The following is a 21,096-nucleotide window of genomic DNA, read 5'->3' as shown; positions in this document are numbered from 1 at the left end:
TTACATGAGTGTAGTCGTTCCCCGCCCCACCGTTTCAAGTGGTTGAGAGCAGACTCGTCAGCAGTGCGCGCAGCCGGTTCGGCTTGACCGGCTTGTTCAGGATAGGCAGATTCTGGGCACGCATCAGGCGCCGGGTGTCGTCACTGCGGTCGGCGGTAATCACGGCCGCGGGAATGTCGCGCCCCAGTTTGCGGCGCACGGCATGGATCGCTTCACAACCGGTCAACTCATCATCGAGGTGATAGTCGGCCAGAATCACCGCGGGCGCGGCGTCCGTTCCAAGCCGCTCCAGGAGCGCCAGCGCACCGGCTTCACCGGGGGCCGCCAGCACCGCACAGTTCCACTGTTCCAGTAATAAACGCATGCTCTCAAGCACGGCCGGCTCGTTGTCGATCACCAGGATCCGGGCGCCGTTAAAACCGCTGTCGAAGGCCTGAAGGCTTTGGGGTTGCGCTACCGACTGGCGTTGAAGGGTGTGTTCCACCGGCAGGCTGACCATAAACCGGGAGCCTTTTCCCGGTCGTGACGCCACGTCGATGTCGTAGCCCAGAACCCGAACCATCCGTTCGACGATGGCCAACCCCAGCCCGACGCCCTGACGACCGCCGGTGCCCTGCGGCAACAACTGATGGAACTCGGTGAAGATATCCCGCAGTTTACCGGCCTCGATACCAACGCCGGTGTCCCAGATTTCAATCCGGAACTGATCGCCACGGCGGCGGAGTCCCAACAGGACACCACCGCTGCGGGTGTAGCGAAAGGCATTGCTCAACAGGTTACGCACAATGCGAGTAAGCATGCGCTGATCGGTTCTGACCAGCGCCGCCCGGGTATGGACCCGGAAATCCAAGCCAGCGTTGGTGGCGACCGCATCGAACTCCTCGCCCAACCCCTTGAGCAGGGCCCCCAGATCGGTGATCACGAGGTCCGGCTGCATCGCCTGCTGGTCCAGCTTGGATATGTCCAGCAGGTCCGCCAGCAGGTCCTCGGCGCCTTCCAGGGCCCGATGCACCTGGTGCACCATCCGGCTTTCCTGCTGCGGCAGTCGGCTATCCTGCAAAGCGGAGATCATCAACCGGGCGGCATTCAGCGGCTGCAGCAAGTCATGACTGGCCGCGGCCAGGTATTTGTCTTTGCTGCGGTTGGCCTCTCGGGCTGCCTCCATGGCGAGCACCAGTTCGCGTTCGACCTTTTCCCGTTCCTCGATCTGGTACCGCAGGCCCACATTGGCGTTCTGCAGGGCCTCCGTGCGCTCCTCGACCCGCCGTTCAAGATCGAGATTCAGCTGCTCCAGCTTCTGCCGCGCCTGGACCCGTTCGGTAATATCTGCGACGAAGGCCTCGACCACTTCCGGCCCCAGGTCGGGCCGGCGCAACAGGGTCAGCGCCACATGCACCGGGGTCTGATCCGCCCTCCGCAACCGGGTTTCCCTGGCACTGAGACGCCCCTCATCGAGCAGTTCCTGGCGAACGGCATCAAACTCCGCGGAGCTGCAGAACAGCTGTTCCCGCAGCCGGATCACCCGCTGCTTCAGCTCGTCGGCGTTCGGGTACCCGCAGATGCGGGCCATGGCCGGGTTACAGTCGAGGAAACCACCGCGGAGGTTGGCCCGGAAGATGCCGTGCAGGGCGTTCTCAAACAGCCACTTGTATCGGTTTCGCTCCTGCTCCAGCTCGTCGATCCGGTCCTGGAGCGCCGGGTAATAGTTCTTGCGCACGGACTGGCTTCCCAGCCCGAGCAGATCGCCAATTCCGTAGCCACTATCCTGGTCGTCAGAGGGCTTCTTCATAGACAACCTGAACATCCCGCAACGACGATTTGCGGGGATTGGTAAGAATGCAGGGATCCTGCAGGGCGAAGCCCGACAGGTAGGGTATGTCCGAGACCGAGACGCCGAGTTTCGCCAGGCTCGTTTCGAGCCCCACCCGCTTCTTCAGCTCAATGATGCGCTGCATCAGGCGCAGCTTGATTTGCGCCCGGCCCATGCCCCGGGTATCGATATCCATGGCCTCCGCGACCCTGCGGAACCGGTCTTCGGCAGAACTGTAGTTATACGCCACCACGTGCTCCAGCAAGAGCGCGTTGCAGAGACCGTGGGGCAGATCCAGATAGCCGCCGAGACTGTGTGACATGGCATGCACCGCACCGAGAATGGCGTTGGAGAAGGCCAGTCCTGCCTGCATGGAAGCGAGCATGATCTGTTCCCGCAGGAACGGATCGGACGTGTTGCTGATCAGCGGTTCCAGGTTGCGGTTGATCAGGCGAATCGCCTCAAGGGCGTGGGTGTCCGTCAACGGCCCGCTGCCGGTCGACACAAACGCCTCGATCGCATGCACCAGGGCATCAACACCGGTGCAGGCGGTGAGGTAGGTATCCATGGTTTCCGTGACTTCCGGATCAATCAGGGACACATCCGGGACAACCGCCTTGCTGATGATCGAAAACTTGAACCGGCGATCCGGGTCGGAAATGATCGCAAACTGGGACACATCGGCGGAGGTACCGGCGGTGGTCGGAATCAGGATCAGCGGCGGGGACGGGTTCGAGATGGTGTCCACTCCCTCGAACTCCAGGATATTTCGGCCATGGGTGGCAACAATGCCAATCCCCTTGGCGCAATCCATCGGGCTGCCGCCGCCAATGGCGACAATCACGTCGCACTCACTGGACTTGTAGAGTTCGGCCCCCTCCATCACCTCGGCGACCTTGGGGTTGGGTGACACGCCGGTAAACACAGTGGTGCGGATGCCGGCGTCGGTCAGCAGGGTGACAATTTCCTGGACCCAACCGGCGGCCGCCACCCCGGGATCGGACACCAGCAACACGTGCCTGGCGCCAAAGTTGCTGGCGAAGTTGGCAACGGATTTTCGTGACCCGGCACCAAAAACGATTTCCGGGGAAACGAACTTGCGCAGAGCAGATATGTCGTGACTCATCGGGCGCTCTCGACAGTTTGTTGTTATAGGAATACCCGAGAGTTTAACTCAAGTTATCGGCCCGGACATCGGCATTTCTGCCATGTTTCCGGTAAAAACTGCAGAGCCATTCCATGGCGCCGGCCTGGCTGCTCTGCTGGCGAAAGCCGTGTCCCTCGCCGTCAAACCAGTGCAGCTCCGGCGCTCCGCCCGTCGCCCGGATCGCTCCGACCATGGCGCGGGTCTGTTCGGGCACCACCACCTGGTCCAGTCCGCCCTGGAAGAACACCACCGGAGCGTTGATGCTGGCGGCGCGGTTCAGGGGGGTGCGATCCTGCCAGCGCTCCGGGAAAGCCTCGGGCGGGCCCAGCAACCAGTCCAGGTAACCGGATTCGAACCGGTGGGTCGCGGCCCGCAGCCGCAACGGGTCGGTCACCCCGTACAGGCTCGCACCGCCGGCGAACCGGTCGCTGAGCACCAGCGCCATGAGCGCGGTGTAGCCGCCGGAACTGCGGCCCTGAATGAAGACCCGATCACCGTCTACCAGACCGAGATGCGCCAGATGGTTGGCTGCACGCCCCATATCCTCGACATCGGCCTCCCCCCAGCGACCGGCGAGGGCCATCCGGAAGGCGCGGCCAAACCCGGTACTGCCCCGGTAGTTGATTTCCGCCACCGCAAAACCCCGCTGACACCAGAACTGAATCTGGGGATTGAACACCGGATAAGCGGCCGATGTCGGCCCACCGTGGGCGATCAGGATAAGCGGCGGCAGCTCATCGGCCATCGGCTCGGGGCGGTACAGGAATCCCTGAACGGGCAGTCTCCCACCGCTATCCGCCGGAACGAAGACATTCTGCGGGCGCACCACCGGCCAGGTCTCCCAGGGCACCTCGCCTCCGGCCAAAACCTGGAGCTCTCCGGTCGTTGCGGAAATTTTCAGCACGGCATCCAGCGTGACATCGGATCGGGCAACGCAATAAACGTGGTCGCCAACACTTTGAACGCAGCGAAAATCGGTGAAATGACAGGCTCGCCGCTCCGGAGCTCCCGTTGCCAGCCGCTGCAGCCACAGCTCGGCGACGCCCTGCCGATAACGGACCCGCGCCCAGCCTCCCCCGGGCAAACCGCAATGGTGCCGTTCACCCAGCTGCCAGGGGGCGTTGGCATGATCCAGGGTCGGCGCATCCGTGGGCGACCAGACGCCCACTCTGTCCTGGTTCAGGAACCGGTAGGGCTGCCACCAGCCCTCATGATCCGAGAGCAACCATAAATCCTCGCCGTAAAACACCGGCTGTTGAACGCTGGCCTCGACCGGTGGTGCCCAGGCCCGGGTGTTGTAGAGGGAGCCGTCGTCGTTGATCTCCGCGGTCCAGAGTGTCGACTGAATCCAGGGCATGTCCGGCAGTTGCCAGCTGACCCAGGCCAATTTGCGGCCATCCGGTGACAGCGCCGGAGCGCTGTAGAAATCCTGCCCCTGGTGAAGAATCGACAGGTGCCCCGCGTCGTCCATGGCGACCAACTGCTGGCAGGCATTCCCCTCCCGCACCGCCAGCACCCGCGAGCGACCGGTATCGGCCACCAGACCGCCAAAGGCTCCGGATTCAGTCGTCAACAGGACCCGTTGACTGCAGTCATCGAGACCAACGCGCACCACCTGCTGCTGTTCCGATACCGCGTACAGGCAACCGGCACCGGCACACAGGGCGCCGCCACCATAGCCATTGACCCGGCTGCGTACCTGCAGGGAGCCGGCGGGCCTGGTGATGCCTCGGTCCGACAGGCCCACAATCACGGCACCACCGAGGGCCGGATCGAACTCCAGCCAGAAAACGCCCGAGTCGGAGACCGCCAGGTCGCCCCGCTGTGTGAGCGCAGCGGCGGCTTGCCAGGCACTGAGGGGCGGTCGAGTGTTATTCGCACTCGCGAAGGCGTTATCGGATTCGGCGCATTCAGCCCCGAAAGAAAAGCCGTGAATTGTTCGCATTTCGGAAGGTTAACTCCTCGATGCCGGCCGTGGCGTGATCCGCGGCTCTCCTGGCCGCAAGAATCCGATCGTGATGGGATGACTTGCTACAGACCGGGTCGGCGTTGTCGGCGTTTCCGGTCAGCAGGTAGGCCTGGCAGCGGCAACCGCCGAAGTCTTTGCCTTTCTCGTCGCAGGAGCGGCAGGGCTCCGGCATCCAGCTGTCGCCTCGGTAGTGATTGAAACCGGGGCTGTCGTACCAGATGGTTCGCAATTCCGTGTCCCGCACGTTGGGGAATTCGATGGGCAGCAACCGGGCGCTGTGGCACGGCAGTGCGGTGCCATCCGGGGCTACCGTCAGGAACAGGCTGCCCCAGCCGTTCATGCAGGCTTTGGGGCGTTCTTCGTAATAGTCGGGCGTCACGAAGATCAGTTTCATGGCCGACCCATCCGCCTCCAGCCGGCGACGGTAAGCGTTCACTTCCGCCTCAGCCTTCTCCAGCTGGGCCCTGGACGGCATCAGGCCCTCCCGGTTCTCGAACGCCCAGCCGTAATACTGGCAGGTGGCCAGCTCGACATAGTCCGCGCCCAGCCGGTCACACAGATCGATAATGTCGGTCATCTGGTGAATGTTGTGGCGGTGAATCACGAAGTTCAGCACCATCGGGTAACCGGCTTCCTTCACCGCCCGCGCCATCGCCAGCTTCTGGTCGAACGCCTTGCGCGAGCCGGCAACCGCGTTGTTCAGCTCCGGATCGGAGGCCTGGAAACTGACCTGGATATGATCCAGTCCGGCGTCGGCAAATGCCGCCACCTTGGCCTCATTCAGGCCCAGTCCGGAGGTGATCAGATTGGTGTAGTACCCAAGGTGCCGGGCCTCGGCGATCAACTCGGGCAAATCCGGTCGCACCAGCGGTTCACCACCGGAAAAGCCAAGCTGGGCCGCGCCCATGGCGCGCCCCTGACGCAGCACACTGACCCACTGCTCGGTGCTCAGCTCCTGCTCGGTCTGGGCAAAGTCGAGCGGATTGGAACAGTAGGGACACTGCAGCGGACAGCGATAGGTCAACTCCGCCAGCAGCCAGAGTGGCGGGCCCACAGAGGGCGAACCCTGAGCAGTTTTAACGGCCATCATGTCAGTTCGATCCAGTGTTTTTGCTTGGCATCCTGCAGGAATTCGGTGACGTCCTTACCGAGGCTGCCGGCGTCCGGGAACTGTCGTTCCAGTGACGCCACGATCTCGGCCACGCTGCGCTCGCCGTCGACCTCATTGAGGATGGCGCCGGCGCTGCCATTGAGTTTGACCATGCCCTCCGGATACAGCAGCACATAGGACTCCTGGGCCGGCTCCCACTGGAAGCGGAAGCCCCGGCGAAATTTCGGGGTCCGGGCCATCACGTCATCCATCACAGCCCCCGGTGCCATACCTGCTGATCGGTGACGCTGTGGTACGGCGGCGTCTGATGCATGTAAGCCATAGTCAGCGCATCCAACATAGACCATAAGATATCCAGCTTGAATTGAAGTATGTCGAGGGCCCGGGCCTGATCGGCCTGCGACGTGAAATGATCCAGCGTGATCGTGAGCCCGTGTTCCACATCGCGCCGGGCCTCGGACAGACGCTTGCGGAAATAGCTGTAGCCGGTTTCCTCGATCCAGGGATAATGCTGGGGCCAGCTGTCCAGGCGTGACTGGTGGATTTCCGGAGCGAACAGCTCAGTCAGTGAGGAACAGGCCGCTTCCTGCCAGGTCGCGCGCCGGGCAAAATTCAGATAGGCGTCGACGGCAAACCGGACACCGGGCAAGACATGGCGCTGGTCAATGACCTCGTCGCGGGTGAGCCCCACCGCTTCCGCCAGACACAGCCAGGCTTCGATTCCCCCCTCGTCACCGTCGTGGCCGTCGTGATCCAGGATCCGTTGCAGCCACATCCGCCGCACACCGGCATCCGGACAATTGGCCATGATCGCGGCATCTTTCCGGGGAATGTTGATCTGGTAATAGTAGCGGTTGGCGACCCAGCCACGGATCTGTTCCGGTGTGCACTGACCGCCGTACATAGCTTTGTGGTAGGGATGATGGATGTGGTAGAAGCGTCCCTTGTCCCGCAGGGCATGCTCGAAATCCTGGCGGTTCATGGCGGTGGTGGCGATGGCGTTCATGGCTTCCCCGACAGATCGATGTGCATCCCGTCCCAGGCGACTTCGATACCGTGTTGCGCCAGTTCGGCACGCTCAAGCGAGTCTTCGTTCAGGATCGGGTTGGTGTTGTTGATGTGAATGAGAATCTTGCGTCGGGCCGGCATTGTATCCAGCACCTCGATCATCCCGCCCGGACCACTCTGGGCAAGATGCCCCATGGCCTGTCCGGTCTTGGTGCCCACCTCCTGGCGAATCATCTCATCGTCGTGCCACACGGTCCCGTCAACCAGCATCACATCCGCTTTGTCCATCCAGTCCAGGATGCGCTGGTCCGGCTCGCCCAGGCCGGGGGCATAGAGCACCGTTTTGCCGGTGCGGGTGTCTTCCAGAAAGATCCCGATGTTATCGCCGGGATGCGGCTTATCCCGGCGTGGCGAATAGGGTGGTGCGTTGCTGAGCAAGGGGATGGCCGTCAACCGAATGGACGGGGCGCAAGGAATGGTAAACGTCTCCTGCTCCGAGGCCTTGACCGGTCGCCAGTTCAGGCCACCGTTCCAGTGTTGCAGCATGCGAAACAGCGGAAAGCCACCACTCAGGTCCTCGTGTACCTGCTCGGTGCACCAGACATCCATGGGCAGACCCTCTCGCAGAGACAGCAATCCGGTGGTGTGATCAACCTGACTGTCCATCAGCAGGATGGCTTCAATGCCGGTATCGCGAAGGGCTCGTGCCGGCTGCATGGCCGCAAACGAGGCCAGTTGGGCACGTATGTCCGGGGAGGCATTGAACAGGATCCAGTACTCACCATCTTCACTCACAGCGATGGAGGACTGGGTACGGGCACGAGCGTTAAGATTGCCTTTGCGGAAGCCGTCGCAGTTGGCGCAATTGCAATTCCACTGGGGGAAGCCACCGCCGGCGGCGGAGCCGAGGACATGAATCTGCATGAACGGAACTCCGGAACGAAAACGGCCAGCGTGTGAGAGCTGGCCGTCGTCTCGTTTCAGCGATTGGCGAAGTACATGGTGACTTCGAAACCGATGCGCAGATCTTCGTAAGCTGGTTTGGTCCACATAATGCTCACCTCTTGTCTTGTCGTCGTTGTTAGGCGTTGATGCTGCATTATCAGTCTAGCCGATAACTCACTAACCATCGTAGCGGCGGCAAACCAGCCCCCATATGCTACTTTGGCACTGTTTTTCGGGGTTCAAAAGGCGCATTTTCCACCGCGCCGATGACCGGTCCCGGGGTACAAAAAAGGCCCTGGGAAGGGCCAAAAGAAAGCGACAGAAAACCCAAAACTTCCGCAGAAGCGCTCCTGGCCAGACGCCGGGAGCAGGAAGGTGCACATCCGCTGTGCTGACTCACCCACGGGCCCGTGTGGAAGGGCCCGTTTACCGCAGTGATCGATCAGAAGAAACCCAGCGGATTGGTGTCGTAGCTCACCAGCATGTTCTTGGTCTGCTGGTAGTGCTCAAGCGCCATCTTATGGGTTTCACGGCCGACACCGGACTTCTTGTAGCCGCCGAAGGCGGCGTGGGCCGGATAGGCGTGGTAGCAGTTCATCCAGACCCGACCGGCCTGAATGGCGCGGCCCATCCGATAGGCACGATTGGTATCGCGGGTCCACAAGCCGGCACCCAGTCCGAACTCGGTGTCGTTGGCGATGGCCAGGGCTTCTTCCTCGGTCTTGAAGGTGGTTACACCCACCACCGGCCCGAAGATTTCTTCCTGGAAAACGCGCATCTTGTTGTCGCCCTTGAACAGGGTCGGCTGGATGTAGAAGCCGTTGTTGAACTCCTCGCCCATCTCCTCGCGATCACCCCCGGTCAGCACCACGGCGCCCTCTTCCTTACCAATGGCCAGGTAGGACATGATCTTGTCGAACTGCTCCTTGCTGGCCTGAGCGCCCACCTGCACATCGGTATCCAGGGGGTTACCGCGTTTGATCGACTTGGTACGTTCAACCACTTTCTGCATGAACTCTTCAAACATGTCTTCCTGCACCAGGGCCCGGGACGGACAGGTGCAGACTTCGCCCTGGTTGAAAAACGCCAGCACCAGGCCTTCCACACACTTGTCGATGAACTCGGGCTCGCCCTTCATCACATCGGAAAAGTAGATGTTGGGCGACTTGCCCCCCAGCTCCACGGTGGAGGGAATGATGTTCTCGGCCGCGCACTTGAGGATATGCGAGCCAACCGGGGTGGAGCCGGTGAACGCAATCTTGGCGATGCGCTTGCTGCTGGCCAGGGCCTGACCGGCCTCGATGCCGTAGCCGTTGACGATGTTGAGCACGCCCGGCGGCAGCAGGTCACCGATGATCTCCATCAGCACCAGGATGCTGGCCGGTGTTTGTTCCGCGGGTTTGAGTATGGTGCAGTTACCGGCCGCCAGGCAGGGGCCCAGCTTCCACGCCGCCATCAGCAGCGGGAAGTTCCAGGGAATGATCTGGCCCACCACGCCCAGGGGCTCGTGGAAATGGTATGCCACGGTGTTGGCGTCGATTTCACCCAGATGGCCTTCCTGCGCACGCAGGCAGCCGGCAAAGTAACGGAAGTGATCGGCCGCCAGGGGAATGTCCGCATTCAGGGTCTCGCGGACCGCCTTGCCGTTGTCCCAGGTTTCCGCGACCGCCAGTTTCTCCACATTCGCCTCAATGCGATCGGCGATCTTCAGGAGAATGTTGGAACGCTCCTGGACAGAGGTTTTACCCCAGGCCGGCGCGGCCTTGTGGGCAGCGTCCAGCGCCACTTCAATGTCTTCGGCGGTGGAACGGGGAATCTCGCAGATCACATCACCGGTCACCGGGGTGATGTTCTCGAAATACTGACCTTTTACCGGGGCAACCCACTCGCCACCGATGTAGTTTTCGTAACGGGATTTGAAAGAAACGACGGAGCCATCCTTTCCTGGTTGTGCGTAGATCATGGTCTCGACCTCTTGTTGTGTTTGTCGCTGGCAACGCGGCCTGTCGCGCTTACTCATTCAATGTAGACCCCAACCGGGATAAGGTGAATGATTCGATGGGGGCGAAAAACTCATCCCTTGGTAGTAGTTGCCGGGATTGATGCCCGACCGGCCCCCTCCATTGCCACCCCAAACCGCCTTCCCACGCGTGCACCGTAAGGGTGCGGACGCCCCTAAAAAATGCACATTCCCTCGATCAAATACCCTGAAAGGGCTTGAAAACAGCAGCCTGGGAGATTGGCACAGACACTGCAGAGGTCCCTCTACGCAGCGAGAAGTCGGTTACTGAAACCACAATCAAAGCGCGACAATCTGACAAATGGTCAACTAGGGTTCCGGCCTGCTCTTTCCCAAACGGGAATCGCAGGCGACTGGTCCGAGAGTTGACGGCCTTTTCCAAGGCTACACGGCGGGACAAAAGCCCGGGAGGATCGTTCAGTTACTGACGCCTCTCGTTTTTTTAAACGCCCTAGCCAGGAGGAAAAGGCCATGTTGCAGACAGCAGCCCCCCTCTACGACGATCTGATTCCCGGCGGATCCCACTGGTCCTTCATCATGCGCCGCGGCCACGTGCTGCGCCTGATCGACGAAACCGGCGGTGCCAATGTCGGCATGTTGATGTACAACCCCGAGAACCCGCTCGAGCGGTACAACATGCCGGACACCCTGAAGAACCAGCACACCTTCCTGCTGACCCGGGGCCATGTCCTGTTATCCGACATGGGCCGGGTTTTTGCCTCCATCATTCGTGACGATCTGGGCTGGCACGATACCGTCAGCGGTACCTGCAACGCCGACCTGGTGGCGCAGCGCTGGGGCCGGAAAACCTATCAGGACGCCCACAACCACTACCACCGCAACGGGTTTTCCAGCTTCCTGAACGAACTGGCCAAATACGGTCTGGGCAAGAAGGACCTCACCGCCAACCTGAACTGGTTCAGCAAGGTCAAAACCGACGACGACGGCAACATGGCGTACGTCAGCGATCATTCCCACGCCGGCGCTACCGTGGACCTGCGGTTCGAGATGGACACCATTGTGGTGCTGCACACCTGCCCGCATCCGCTCAACACCGCCGCCGAGTACCCCAGCCATCCCCTGCGTTACCAGCTCTTCAGGGCCGCCCCGGTGACCGATGCCGATCCCTGCAAGATTTCGTCGCCGGAGGCCACCCGCGCCTTCGCCAACACCGCCCTGTATCACCTGATGCAGCCCTGATCGCGAGGAGGCCGGACATGATTAAAGAGAGCGAACTGCATCCCGAGAATGCCAATTTCCGCGAGACCGTACCGGCGGGTGAGTACTTCCTGAAAGTGGTCAAGGCCGGAGAAACCGTCCGCATCCTGGACCTGGAAGGCAACCAGGCTGCCGACACCCTGTTCTACAACGCCCACAACCCGACCGAACGCTACAGTGCGGTGGACACCATCCGCGAGCAGGGCAATGTCTACCTGACCGCGGGCTCGAAGCTGATGTCTTCGGAAAACAACGTGATGCTGGAAATCACGGCCGACACCTGCGGCCGTCACGACACCCTAGGCGGCGCCTGTGCCGCCGAAAGCAATACCACCCGCTATGCCCTGGAGAAGAAATGCATGCATGCCTGCCGCGACAGCTGGCTGGTGGCGGTCACCGAGCACGAGGAGCTGGGCATGACCAAGCGGGACATTACCCACAACATCAACTTCTTCATGAACGTGCCGGTCACCGCCGACGGCGGGCTGACCTTTGCCGACGGCATTTCCGACGCCGGCAAATACGTCGAGCTGCGGGCTGAGATGGATGTGCTGGTGATGATTTCCAACTGCCCGCAGTTGAACAACCCCTGCAACGCCTACAACCCGACACCGATCGAGGTGCTGGTATGGAGCTGAACCGACAGGTCGACAAGGTGCTGATTGCCAACCGGGGCGCCATTGCCTGCCGGATCATCCGGACCCTGCGCGAGATGGGCATGACCTCGGTTGCGGTGTACGCCGAGGCCGATGCCGACTCGCTTCATGTGCGTCAGGCCGATGAGGCCTGGCCACTGGGGGAAGGGTCGGCGGTAGCCACCTACCTGGATCAGGACAAACTGTTTGAGGTCCTGGCGGCGAGCGGTGCCGGCGCCATCCATCCGGGTTATGGCTTTCTCAGTGAAAACGCCGAGTTCGCCCGCCGCTGTGAGGCCGGGGGCGTGGTGTTCCTGGGGCCCACCCCCGAACAGATGGAACAATTCGGCCTGAAACACACCGCCCGTGCCCTGGCAGAAGCGGCTTGTGTGCCGCTGTTGCCCGGTACCGACTTGCTCTCGAACCTGGACGACGCCCTGGCCGCTGCCGAGCAGATTGGCTACCCGGTGATGCTCAAGAGCACCGCCGGTGGTGGCGGTATCGGCATGTCCCGCTGCTACGGCGCAGAGGACCTGCGCAACAGCTTCGAATCGGTCCAGCGTCTGAGCCAGAACAATTTCAGCAACAGCGGCGTGTTCCTGGAGAAATTCGTCGAACACGCCCGCCACATTGAGGTACAGCTGTTCGGTGACGGCGAGGGCCGGGTCGTTGCCCTGGGCGAGCGCGATTGCTCGGCCCAGCGCCGCAACCAGAAGGTGATTGAAGAAGCCCCGGCGCCGGGGCTGACCGATACCGTCCGTGAGCGCATGCACACCACCGCCCGCCAGCTGGGCGAGCGCATCGCCTATCGCAGCGCCGGCACAGTGGAATTCATCTATGACCCGGACACCGCCGAGTTCTACTTCCTCGAGGTCAACACTCGCTTGCAGGTGGAACACGGGGTCACGGAACAGGTCTATGGGGTCGATATCGTGCGCTGGATGGTGCAACTGGGTATGGGCACCCTGCCGGACCTGTCGAAACTGGCCAGCAAGCTGACACCGGATGGCCACGCCATACAGGTGCGACTCTACGCCGAGGCCCCCAACAAGGACTTCCAGCCCAGCGCCGGCCTGCTGACCAACGTCCGCTGGCCTGAAGACGACAGCCTGCGGATCGACCACTGGATACAACCGGGTACCGAAGTATCGCCCCTGTTCGACCCGATGCTGGCCAAGGTGATTGTCCATGACCGGGATCGCGAAACCGCCCGCCAGCACCTGATCAGCGCACTGGACGACAGCCAGCTTTACGGCATCGAAACCAACCTCAACTACGTGCGTCAGGTCCTGGACGACCCGCGCTTCATCGAGGGCCGCCTGTTCACCCGCACGCTCAATGAGTTCGATTACCGCCCAACCACCGTCGACGTCGTCAACGGCGGGACCCTGACGACCGTTCAGGATTACCCCGGCCGGATCGGTTACTGGGAAGTCGGCGTGCCACCCTCGGGGCCGTTCGACAGCTACTCGTTCCGCCTCGGCAACCGGTTGCTGGGTAACGATGAGGGCGTCCCCGGTCTGGAAATCACCCTGAAGGGCCCGACCCTGGTCTTTAACCGACCGACCCAGATTGTCCTGACCGGCGCCGAACTCGGCGCCAGCCTGGACGATGAACCGGTTGGTTTCTGGCAGGTCGTCGATGTGCCTGCAGGCGCCACCCTGAAACTGGGTGCCACCACCGCGGACGGCGCCCGGGCCTATGTCCTGTTCCGGGGAGGGCTGACCTGCCCGGAATATCTGACCTCCTGCAGTACCTTCACCCTGGGCCAGTTCGGCGGCCATTGCGGTCGGGCCCTGCGCGCCGGGGATGTACTCACCCTGCCGGATGCCGAACCGGTCGCCGCGGCCACCTTGCCGACGCACCTGAAACCGGCGATCGGGAAGACCTGGCAATTGCACGTGACCTACGGTCCCCATGGCGCGCCGGACTATTTCACCGAGCGGGACATCGACACTTTTTTCGACAGCGACTGGGAGATTCACTACAACTCCAGCCGCACCGGCGTGCGCCTGATCGGACCGAAACCCGAATGGGCCCGCAGCGACGGTGGCGAAGCCGGCATGCACCCGTCCAACATTCACGACAACGCCTACGCGGTGGGCACGGTGGATTTCACCGGGGACATGCCAGTGATCCTGGGCCCGGACGGGCCCAGCCTCGGCGGATTCGTCTGCCCGGTCACGGTCATCAGCGCGGATCTCTGGAAACTGGGGCAGCTCAAGGCCGGCGACAAGGTCCGGTTTGTGCCGGTCAGCCAGGACCAGGCGGTGGATCTGCGCCGTGCCCAGGACGAATCCGTGGCCGGACTCTCCGCAGACACCGCAGTTGCCCTGGACATTACGCCCACCCGGCCAGAGACGCCGGTTTTGGCGGCACTGAACACCGACCAGCACGAAACCGGCGTGGTCTATCGCGCCGCTGGCGACAACTACGTGCTGGTGGAATACGGCCCCATGGAACTGGATATCCGCCTGCGCTTCCGGGCCCACGCGCTGATGCTCTGGCTCCGGGACCGCAATCACCCGGCCATTCTGGAGCTGACGCCGGGCATTCGCTCCCTGCAGGTGCATTACGACAGCCGCAAGCTGGACCAGCACACATTGCTGGACCTTCTGATCGGCGCCGAAAAGGAACTGGAGCAGCAGCCGGAATGGGATGTTCCCGCCCGCATTGTGCACCTGCCCCTGTCCTGGGATGACGAGGCCTGCCACACCGCCATTGCCAAATACATGCAGTCGGTGCGCAAGGACGCCCCCTGGTGCCCCAGCAACCTGGAATTCATCCGGCGCATCAATGGCCTGGAGAGCATCGAACAGGTCAAGAAAACCCTGTTTGAGGCCAGCTACCTGGTGATGGGACTGGGCGACGTCTACCTCGGCGCGCCGGTGGCGACGCCACTGGATCCCCGACATCGGCTGGTCACCACCAAGTACAACCCGGCCCGGACCTGGACCGCGGAGAACTCTGTCGGCATCGGCGGCGCCTACCTGTGCATCTACGGGATGGAGGGCCCCGGCGGCTACCAGTTCGTGGGGCGCACCCTGCAGATGTGGAACCGCTATCGCACCACCGAATTCTTCGAAGAGGGCAAGCCATGGCTGCTCCGGTTCTTCGACCAAGTGCGTTTTTACGAAGTCAGCGCCGCCGAGCTTCAACGGATCCGGCGCGACTTTCCCAACGGCGATTATCCGATCCGGGTCGAGGAGACCCGCTTCAACCTCAGGGACTATGAACAGTTCCTCGCAGACAACCACGACGACGTCCGTGACTTCACCAGCCGGCGCCAACAGGCCTTCGATGAGGAACTGCAACGCTGGATCAGGTCCGGCCAGATCAACTTCAGTTCCGAAGCGCCGCTGGAAGACACCGGCGAGGATGACATCGCCAACCTCCCGAAGGGCCAACACGCGGTGGAAAGCCACGTGGCCGGCAACCTGTGGGAGTGCCTGGTGCAGGCCGGCGACACCATCGAAGCCCAGCGGCCCGTGGCGATCATCGAGTCCATGAAAATGGAAATCGAACTGCTGAGCCCCGTTAGCGGTCGCGTGGTCGATGTCCGCCGGGAAGCGGGTCAGGCGGTTTCACCGGGCACCCCGGTGGTGATCGTGGAAGAGGCCAGCGAATGACATGCCGACAACCCCAGCAACCAATGACAACAACCCTGGAACACCAACCCTGGAAAAACGGGCAAGGCCCGAGGAGAGACACCATGAAAAAACGTGACTTCAGCAAGCGTCTTGCGGCCGGTCTGGTAACGGCCTCCCTGTCCCTGGGCGCACTCGCCCAGGAAAAAGAGTCCTTCAGCATCGCCTGGACCATCTACGCCGGCTGGGTGCCCTGGCAGTACGCCGAGGACTACGGAATCATGAAAAAGTGGGCCGACAAGTACGACATCGACGTCGACATCGTGCAGGTCAACGACTACATCGAATCCATCAACCAGTTCACCGCCGGCCAGTTTGACGGCGTGGTGGCCACCAGCATGGACGGGCTCTCCATTCCCGCCGCCTCGGGTGTCGACACCACCGCGCTGATCGTGGGCGACTACTCCAACGGCAACGACGGTCTGGTGTCCAAGGACGCCACGTCCATTGCCGAGCTGGAAGGCGAAACCGTGCACCTGGTGGAGCTGTCCGTATCCCACTACCTGCTGGTCCGGGCCTTGAACACCGTTGGCCTGGAAGAGCGCGACATCAGCGTGGTGAACATTTCCGATGCCGATCTGGTGTCGGCGTTCCAGACCGACGACGTTCGCCACGTGGCGACCTGGAACCCGCTGCTGGCAGAAGTGGAAGCCTACCCCGGTGCGACCAAGCTGTTCGATTCCAGCGAGATCCCGGGCCACATCAAGGACCTGACCCTGGTGAACACCGAGACCCTGGCGGACAACCCGAAGCTGGGCAAAGCGCTGGTCGGTGCCTGGTATGAAACCATGAGCATCCTGTCGTCCGACAGCGAGGAAGGCCAGGAAGCCCGCGCGTTCCTGGGCGAGCTGTCCGGTACCGACCAGGCCGGGTACGAAGCCCAGCTGGCTGGCATGAGGATGTTCTGGGAGCCGCAGATGTCGGTGGATTTCATCAACAGCGACGAAGCCCACGAGGCGATGGACAGCGTCCGTCAGTTCTCCTTCGACAAGGGCCTGCTGGGCCAGGGTGCCATGAGCCCGGACTTCGTCGGCATCGAGTTCCCGGACGGTTCGGTCATGGGTGACGAGGGCAACGTGAAGCTGCGCTTCAACGATGACTACATGGAGATGGCGGCGGACGGCGAGCTTTAAGCTCATACGGACTTGCCTGATCAACCGCCGAAGGGCACGATATTCGTGCCCTTTTTTTGTGGCTTCCGGAGGGGGTTGGTGTGGGGAGGTCCTGCCAAAACACGCTCCTTGCGGCACATCCATGTGACGCTTGAGCTTCGCCATCCATGGCTCCGCACAGTTTTGGCAGGACCTCCCCACACCAACCTGCAGGCTGCACAGATAACTGGAGAAAGACACTACCGATGCGCCGTACCAAGGAAGACGCCGAAAAAACCCGCCAGACAGTGCTGGACGCCGCGCTGACGCTGTTCAGTCGGGACGGGTATTCGCTGACCACGCTAAGCCGAATTGCGAAGGAAGCCGGCTGCAGTCGGGGGCCGATCTACTGGCACTTCCAGACCAAGGACGATCTGTACGAGGCGGTGCTGGCCTACTCCCAGGAACCGCTGGAGGCTCTGGTCGCCGAATGCCGGGCCATGAACGACACCCCGATCGATGGCTTGAATCACTTCATTGAACGCTGGCTGGGCTTGCTCGCGAATGACCGGAAGTACCGGCAGTCGTTCGAGATACTGCTGAACAAGACCGAACTGACGGAGGCCATGAACCGGACCCTGAAACGGGAACGGCAGTTGACCCGATCGATCATTGCCCTGTTTCAGGCTCTGGTGGAGCGGGCCCAGAGGGACGGGCGGATAACATCGGAGGAAGCGCCGGAAGACCTCGGGCTGCTGGGCTACACCTATCTTATGGGCATCACCCAGACCTGGCTGTTCTCCCCCCGGCTGTTCTCACTGAAGCATCAGGCGCCGTTCTTCCAGCGCCAGTTCTGGCGGTTACTGGGGAGCGGGCACTAACCTGCGCCCCATGGCGATCAGGATGCAGCCAAAACCATACATCAACACGCTGTAGACCACGGCCGGGATCGACATTTCGCTGGACTCTAGCAGGGTCAGAGCCACCATCAGCGCAATGGTGCCGTTCTTGATACCCAACTCCACGGCGATCGCCAGGGATTCCCGCTGGGACAGGCCCGCCAGGCGACTGACCCCCAGCCCAATGGCCACACCGATCAGGTTGAGCAGGAAGGCCGCCGGCCCCGCCTGGGAGAGCAGCTCGGGCAACCGCTCCCGGGAACCCCACAGCAGGGCGATGATCAGCAACAGCAGCACAATGCCGCCGAAAATGCTGACAATGCCTTCGGCTTTTTGTGCCGTTGCCGGCGCCCGGGTTCGGATGATCATGCCGATGGAGACCGGAAGCAGGACAATCACCACCAGCATAGCGATGGTCTTGCCCACCGGCAGGGAAATGTTGGCAGCCTCACCGAAGTACATCTGCAACGCGTAGTTGGTGAAAAAGGGCAAGGTCACGATTGTTATCAGGCTGGCCGAAACGGTCAGCAGGATGGACAGGGCAATGTGGCCCCGGGCCAGCAGCACAAAGAGATTGGAGGTGGTGCCACCGGGGCAGGCGGCAATGATCACCAGGCCAACCGCGAGCGCCGGCGCTAGCCCCAGCGTGCCGGCGATCGCGAAGGCCACCAGGGGCATCAGCAGGATCTGGGCAATGGTGCCCACCACAATGCTGCGAGGATTGCGGGTGACCTGGCCAAAATCGCGGAGCGTCAGGGTCAGACCGATGCCAACCATGATGATAAACAGAGAGATTGGCAGACCAATCGAGATCAGCGGACTCGACTCCACGTTGGGAACTCCTCGTTATTGTTGTGTTTTGGAACCGGGCCTGAGCCCGGTAAGCAACGAAATCGCGACTTGATGTTTATCATGCCCAGCGGCGAAAACCCAGCACTCTAGTCGAAAGACGGGACACAGAATGTAAACGATTTGACAGTCTTTAAGGCGGAATTCTGCTGGGGCGACGACAGTCGCCCCAGTGGATAGTAGAGAGGAAGGATCAGAACATTTTCAGGTAGCGCTCGAGCTCCCAGGAAGACACGTGGTTCTGGTAGCTTTCCCACTCGGCCTGCTTGTACTCGATGAAGCTGTTGAACAGCGTCTCGCCAAACACTTCTTTGGCCAGCGGGTCCGCCTCGAAAGCCTCGACCGCTTCTCCCAGGTTGCGCGGCAGGTACTCGATGCCCTGCTCGGCAATATCCGCATCGCTGTAGTTGTACATATTCTCGTGATGAGGCTCGCCCGCATCCAGTCCCTCGCGAATGCCCTCCAGGCCGGCGGCCAGAATCAGGGCGCCGCCCAGGTAGGGGTTGCAGGCGATATCCGCTGCCCGACATTCGATCCGCCCGCCCATGCCCGGAATCCGGATCATGTTGGTGCGGTTGTTGGAGCCGTAGCACATGAACACCGGCGCCCAGGTGGAGCCGGACATGCTGCCCTGGCGTACCAGACGCTTGTAGCTGTTCACGGTCGGGGCAATCACCGCACTGATGGCGGCGCCGTGTTTGAGGACTCCGGCAATGAAGTGGTAGGCGATCTTGCTGATGCCGCAGTTGTGCAGATCGTCGCCCTGGGGCTCAAACAGGTTTTCTCCGGTTTTGAGGTCAGCCAGGGACATGTTGTAGTGCGCCCCGCTTCCGGTCCGGTCGGCGAAGGGCTTGGGCATGAAGCTGGCAAAGGCGCCGTGCTTGCGGGCAATTTCGTTGGCCATCATCCGGAAGAACACCAGGCGGTCGGCCATGGTCAGGCCGTCGGCGTACTTGAAGTCGGTTTCGAACTGGCCGTTGGCGTCCTCGTGGTCGAACGAATAGACGTCCCATCCCAGCTCATTCATGGCATCCACCAGTTCGTCCATGATCGGCAGATTGTCCATCAGGGTGCGCGGGTCGTAACAGGGTTTGCCCAGGTTGTCGCGGTCACTGAGCGGCGCAAAGCCGCCGTCTTCGGTGTCCCGGAACAGGAAGAACTCGGTCTCGATGCCCAGGTTGAACCGATAGCCCATGTCCTCGGCGGCACTCAGCTGACGCCGGAAGACGTTGCGGGAGCAAGCCTCGAACGGTGCGCCATTCAGGTACAGGTTGCCCGGGAACCAGGCCAGTTGGCGATTCCAGGGGCAGACCGCGACGCCACTGGCATCCGGCATGGACGCCACCTCATCGTCGGAGATGTCCTGGGGCACGCCGTCCAGCGCTGCGCCCGTGTAGAGCTCGGAGCCTTCCATCATCTGTCCAAGGTGGGCAATGGGCACAAACTTGCCCTTGGTCACGCCATGGATGTCCACGTAGCTGGCAATGGCGTACTTCACGCCCGCGTCGGCCAGCGACTGTTGCAGGGCTTTGGTGTCGGTCAGGTCAGTCATGGTATTCCTCGTGTGGCTCCGGCATTTCGGGCCGATCAATGGATTTCTGGCACGTTTCTTTCTAAGGATTCCCCATTCAACTTACATGCCACCATGTATGTAAATTAGACCTGAAAGGAGACCAGGGCATCCCACACCAGGGTCCGGGAACTAGGAACAAATGACAGAAAAACAATGGATTATCGAGGATTTCGAAGCAGGTGACCTTGCCCTTTCGAGCGGCGAGACGCTGTTCTCGGCACAACTGCACTACCACCTGATCGGTGAACTGAACGCACCAAAAGACAACCTGATCCTGTTGCCCACGTACTACGGTGGTGCGGCCGCCGGCAATCATCCCTGGGTCGGCGCCGACAGCCCCCTGGATCCGGACCAGTACTGCATCGTCATTCCGTCGCTGCTCGGGGCCGGCGAATCCTCGTCCCCCTCCAATACCTTCGGGGCACAGGGTGGACACCGGTTTCCCCGGGTCAGCCTGTTCGACAACGTACAGCTTCAGAAACGGCTGGTTGACGAGGTATTCGGCGGCGCCCGCCTGGCCCTGGTGATGGGCTGGTCCATGGGCGGCATGCAGGCACTGCAGTGGGGCAGCCTGTTCCCGGACCAGGTCGGGGCGGTCCTCGCCACCTGCTGCACGGCCCGATGCCATCCCCACAACCGCGTCTTCCTGGAAGGCGTGAAAGCGGCCCTGACCTGTGACCGGGACTTCCAGGACGGTCACTACCGGACACCGCCGGTTCGGGGGCTCCGGGCCTTTGCCCGGGTGTATGCCGGCTGGGCGTACTCGCAGGCGTTCTTTCGTCACGAACATTGGCGAGGGGTCGGCTTTGAATCCATTGAGCACCTGCTGCAATGCTGGGAACAGGACCACCTGACCCAGGACGCCAACAACCTGCTCACGGTTCTGGACACCTGGCAACAGGGCAACCTTGCCGACAACCCGGTCTTTGCGGGCAACTACGGGGAGGCGCTGTCGGCCATCACCATGCCCGCCTGCCTGATGCCTTCGGCGACTGACCTCTATTTCACCGAAGAGGACGCCCGGGGCGATGCCCGGAACATGCCCGGAGCGCAGGTGCAGACGTTGCAGACCGACTGGGGCCACATCGCCGGTGGCGCCGGCCGGGAAGCGGCAAGTCACCGCCAGATCCTGTCGGCGGCCGCCGCACTGCTGGCCCGGCGGGAGCGGTAACGG

General features: G+C 62.0%; 17 protein-coding genes and 1 riboswitch. Of the genes, 6 read left to right on the top strand and 11 right to left on the bottom strand.

The genetic code is table 11. The features are described 5' to 3' along the window. Positions 1–34: 34 nt before the first annotated feature. The 9 genes from QQF73_RS02745 to exaC all read right to left on the bottom strand — a co-directional run bounded on the left by QQF73_RS02745 (position 35) and on the right by exaC (position 9,953). Complete coding sequence (locus QQF73_RS02745; RefSeq protein WP_285367150.1) at positions 35–1,789, bottom strand: PAS domain-containing hybrid sensor histidine kinase/response regulator; 1,755 nt, start codon at positions 1,787–1,789, stop codon at positions 35–37. Then, positions 1,773–2,936, bottom strand: a complete 1,164-nt coding sequence (ercA, locus tag QQF73_RS02740; RefSeq protein WP_219866961.1) for an alcohol dehydrogenase-like regulatory protein ErcA — start codon at positions 2,934–2,936, stop codon at positions 1,773–1,775. The genes QQF73_RS02745 and ercA overlap by 17 nt, the downstream gene beginning before the upstream one ends. Positions 2,937–2,979: 43 nt before the next feature. After that, complete coding sequence (locus QQF73_RS02735) at positions 2,980–4,902, bottom strand: alpha/beta hydrolase family protein (protein ID WP_285367148.1); 1,923 nt, start codon at positions 4,900–4,902, stop codon at positions 2,980–2,982. After that, positions 4,868–6,016: a pyrroloquinoline quinone biosynthesis protein PqqE gene (gene pqqE, locus QQF73_RS02730; protein WP_219866963.1), complete on the bottom strand. Its 1,149-nt coding sequence runs from the start codon at positions 6,014–6,016 to the stop codon at positions 4,868–4,870. The genes QQF73_RS02735 and pqqE overlap by 35 nt, the downstream gene beginning before the upstream one ends. Beyond that, positions 6,013–6,288, bottom strand: coding sequence for a pyrroloquinoline quinone biosynthesis peptide chaperone PqqD (gene pqqD / locus QQF73_RS02725; protein ID WP_219866964.1), 276 nt, complete (start codon positions 6,286–6,288; stop codon positions 6,013–6,015). The genes pqqE and pqqD overlap by 4 nt, the downstream gene beginning before the upstream one ends. Further along, positions 6,288–7,043, bottom strand: a complete 756-nt coding sequence (pqqC, locus tag QQF73_RS02720) for a pyrroloquinoline-quinone synthase PqqC (protein WP_219866965.1) — start codon at positions 7,041–7,043, stop codon at positions 6,288–6,290. The genes pqqD and pqqC overlap by 1 nt, the downstream gene beginning before the upstream one ends. Continuing rightward, positions 7,040–7,969, bottom strand: coding sequence for a pyrroloquinoline quinone biosynthesis protein PqqB (gene pqqB / locus QQF73_RS02715; protein ID WP_285367144.1), 930 nt, complete (start codon positions 7,967–7,969; stop codon positions 7,040–7,042). The genes pqqC and pqqB overlap by 4 nt, the downstream gene beginning before the upstream one ends. A 56-nt stretch (positions 7,970–8,025) precedes the next feature. Beyond that, positions 8,026–8,097 (bottom strand): pyrroloquinoline quinone precursor peptide PqqA, encoded by a 72-nt coding sequence (gene pqqA, locus QQF73_RS02710; protein ID WP_007153157.1) that lies wholly within the window; start codon positions 8,095–8,097, stop codon positions 8,026–8,028. 335 nt (positions 8,098–8,432) lie between these two features. Continuing rightward, positions 8,433–9,953: an acetaldehyde dehydrogenase ExaC gene (gene exaC / locus QQF73_RS02705; RefSeq protein ID WP_219866967.1), complete on the bottom strand. Its 1,521-nt coding sequence runs from the start codon at positions 9,951–9,953 to the stop codon at positions 8,433–8,435. 355 nt (positions 9,954–10,308) lie between these two features. Continuing rightward, a riboswitch (guanidine-I (ykkC/yxkD leader) is annotated at positions 10,309–10,423 on the top strand. 58 nt (positions 10,424–10,481) lie between these two features. Between exaC and QQF73_RS02700 the strand changes: the two genes are divergently transcribed. The 5 genes from QQF73_RS02700 to QQF73_RS02680 all read left to right on the top strand — a co-directional run bounded on the left by QQF73_RS02700 (position 10,482) and on the right by QQF73_RS02680 (position 17,482). Beyond that, positions 10,482–11,210 carry an urea amidolyase associated protein UAAP1 gene (locus QQF73_RS02700; protein WP_219866968.1) on the top strand — a complete coding sequence of 243 codons (729 nt, stop codon included), beginning with the start codon at positions 10,482–10,484 and terminating at the stop codon, positions 11,208–11,210. 17 nt (positions 11,211–11,227) lie between these two features. Beyond that, positions 11,228–11,866: an urea amidolyase associated protein UAAP2 gene (locus tag QQF73_RS02695; RefSeq protein ID WP_285367141.1), complete on the top strand. Its 639-nt coding sequence runs from the start codon at positions 11,228–11,230 to the stop codon at positions 11,864–11,866. Continuing rightward, a complete protein-coding gene (uca, locus tag QQF73_RS02690) occupies positions 11,857–15,492 on the top strand; it encodes an urea carboxylase (RefSeq protein WP_285367139.1) in 3,636 nt (1,211 codons plus the stop codon). Before QQF73_RS02695 ends, uca begins: the two co-directional genes overlap by 10 nt. Positions 15,493–15,575: 83 nt before the next feature. Continuing rightward, the gene (locus tag QQF73_RS02685) at positions 15,576–16,643 is read left to right on the top strand and encodes a putative urea ABC transporter substrate-binding protein (RefSeq protein ID WP_285367137.1); all 1,068 of its coding nucleotides are present in this window, start codon (positions 15,576–15,578) and stop codon (positions 16,641–16,643) included. Between the two features lie 224 nt (positions 16,644–16,867). After that, on the top strand, positions 16,868–17,482 hold the full coding sequence (locus tag QQF73_RS02680; protein ID WP_219866972.1) for a TetR family transcriptional regulator: 615 nt from the start codon (positions 16,868–16,870) through the stop codon (positions 17,480–17,482). Here the strand turns inward: QQF73_RS02680 and QQF73_RS02675 are convergent. Both QQF73_RS02675 and glnT read right to left on the bottom strand, forming a co-directional pair. After that, complete coding sequence (locus QQF73_RS02675) at positions 17,462–18,331, bottom strand: bile acid:sodium symporter family protein (protein ID WP_219866973.1); 870 nt, start codon at positions 18,329–18,331, stop codon at positions 17,462–17,464. The two genes, QQF73_RS02680 and QQF73_RS02675, sit on opposite strands and share 21 nt — an antisense overlap. A 211-nt stretch (positions 18,332–18,542) precedes the next feature. Continuing rightward, positions 18,543–19,901, bottom strand: a complete 1,359-nt coding sequence (gene glnT, locus QQF73_RS02670) for a type III glutamate--ammonia ligase (protein ID WP_219866974.1) — start codon at positions 19,899–19,901, stop codon at positions 18,543–18,545. A gap of 160 nt (positions 19,902–20,061) precedes the next feature. Here glnT and QQF73_RS02665 point away from each other — a divergent pair, with 160 nt between their 5' ends. Continuing rightward, complete coding sequence (locus QQF73_RS02665) at positions 20,062–21,093, top strand: alpha/beta fold hydrolase (RefSeq protein WP_219866975.1); 1,032 nt, start codon at positions 20,062–20,064, stop codon at positions 21,091–21,093. The last annotated feature ends 3 nt before the right edge of the window (positions 21,094–21,096 follow it).

Source organism: Marinobacter albus, from assembly GCF_030238305.1.
In the GTDB taxonomy this organism is placed as follows: domain Bacteria; phylum Pseudomonadota; class Gammaproteobacteria; order Pseudomonadales; family Oleiphilaceae; genus Marinobacter; species Marinobacter albus.
The sequence above is the reverse complement of the archived record's forward strand: the minus strand, read 5'-3'. Positions and strand labels throughout refer to the sequence as shown.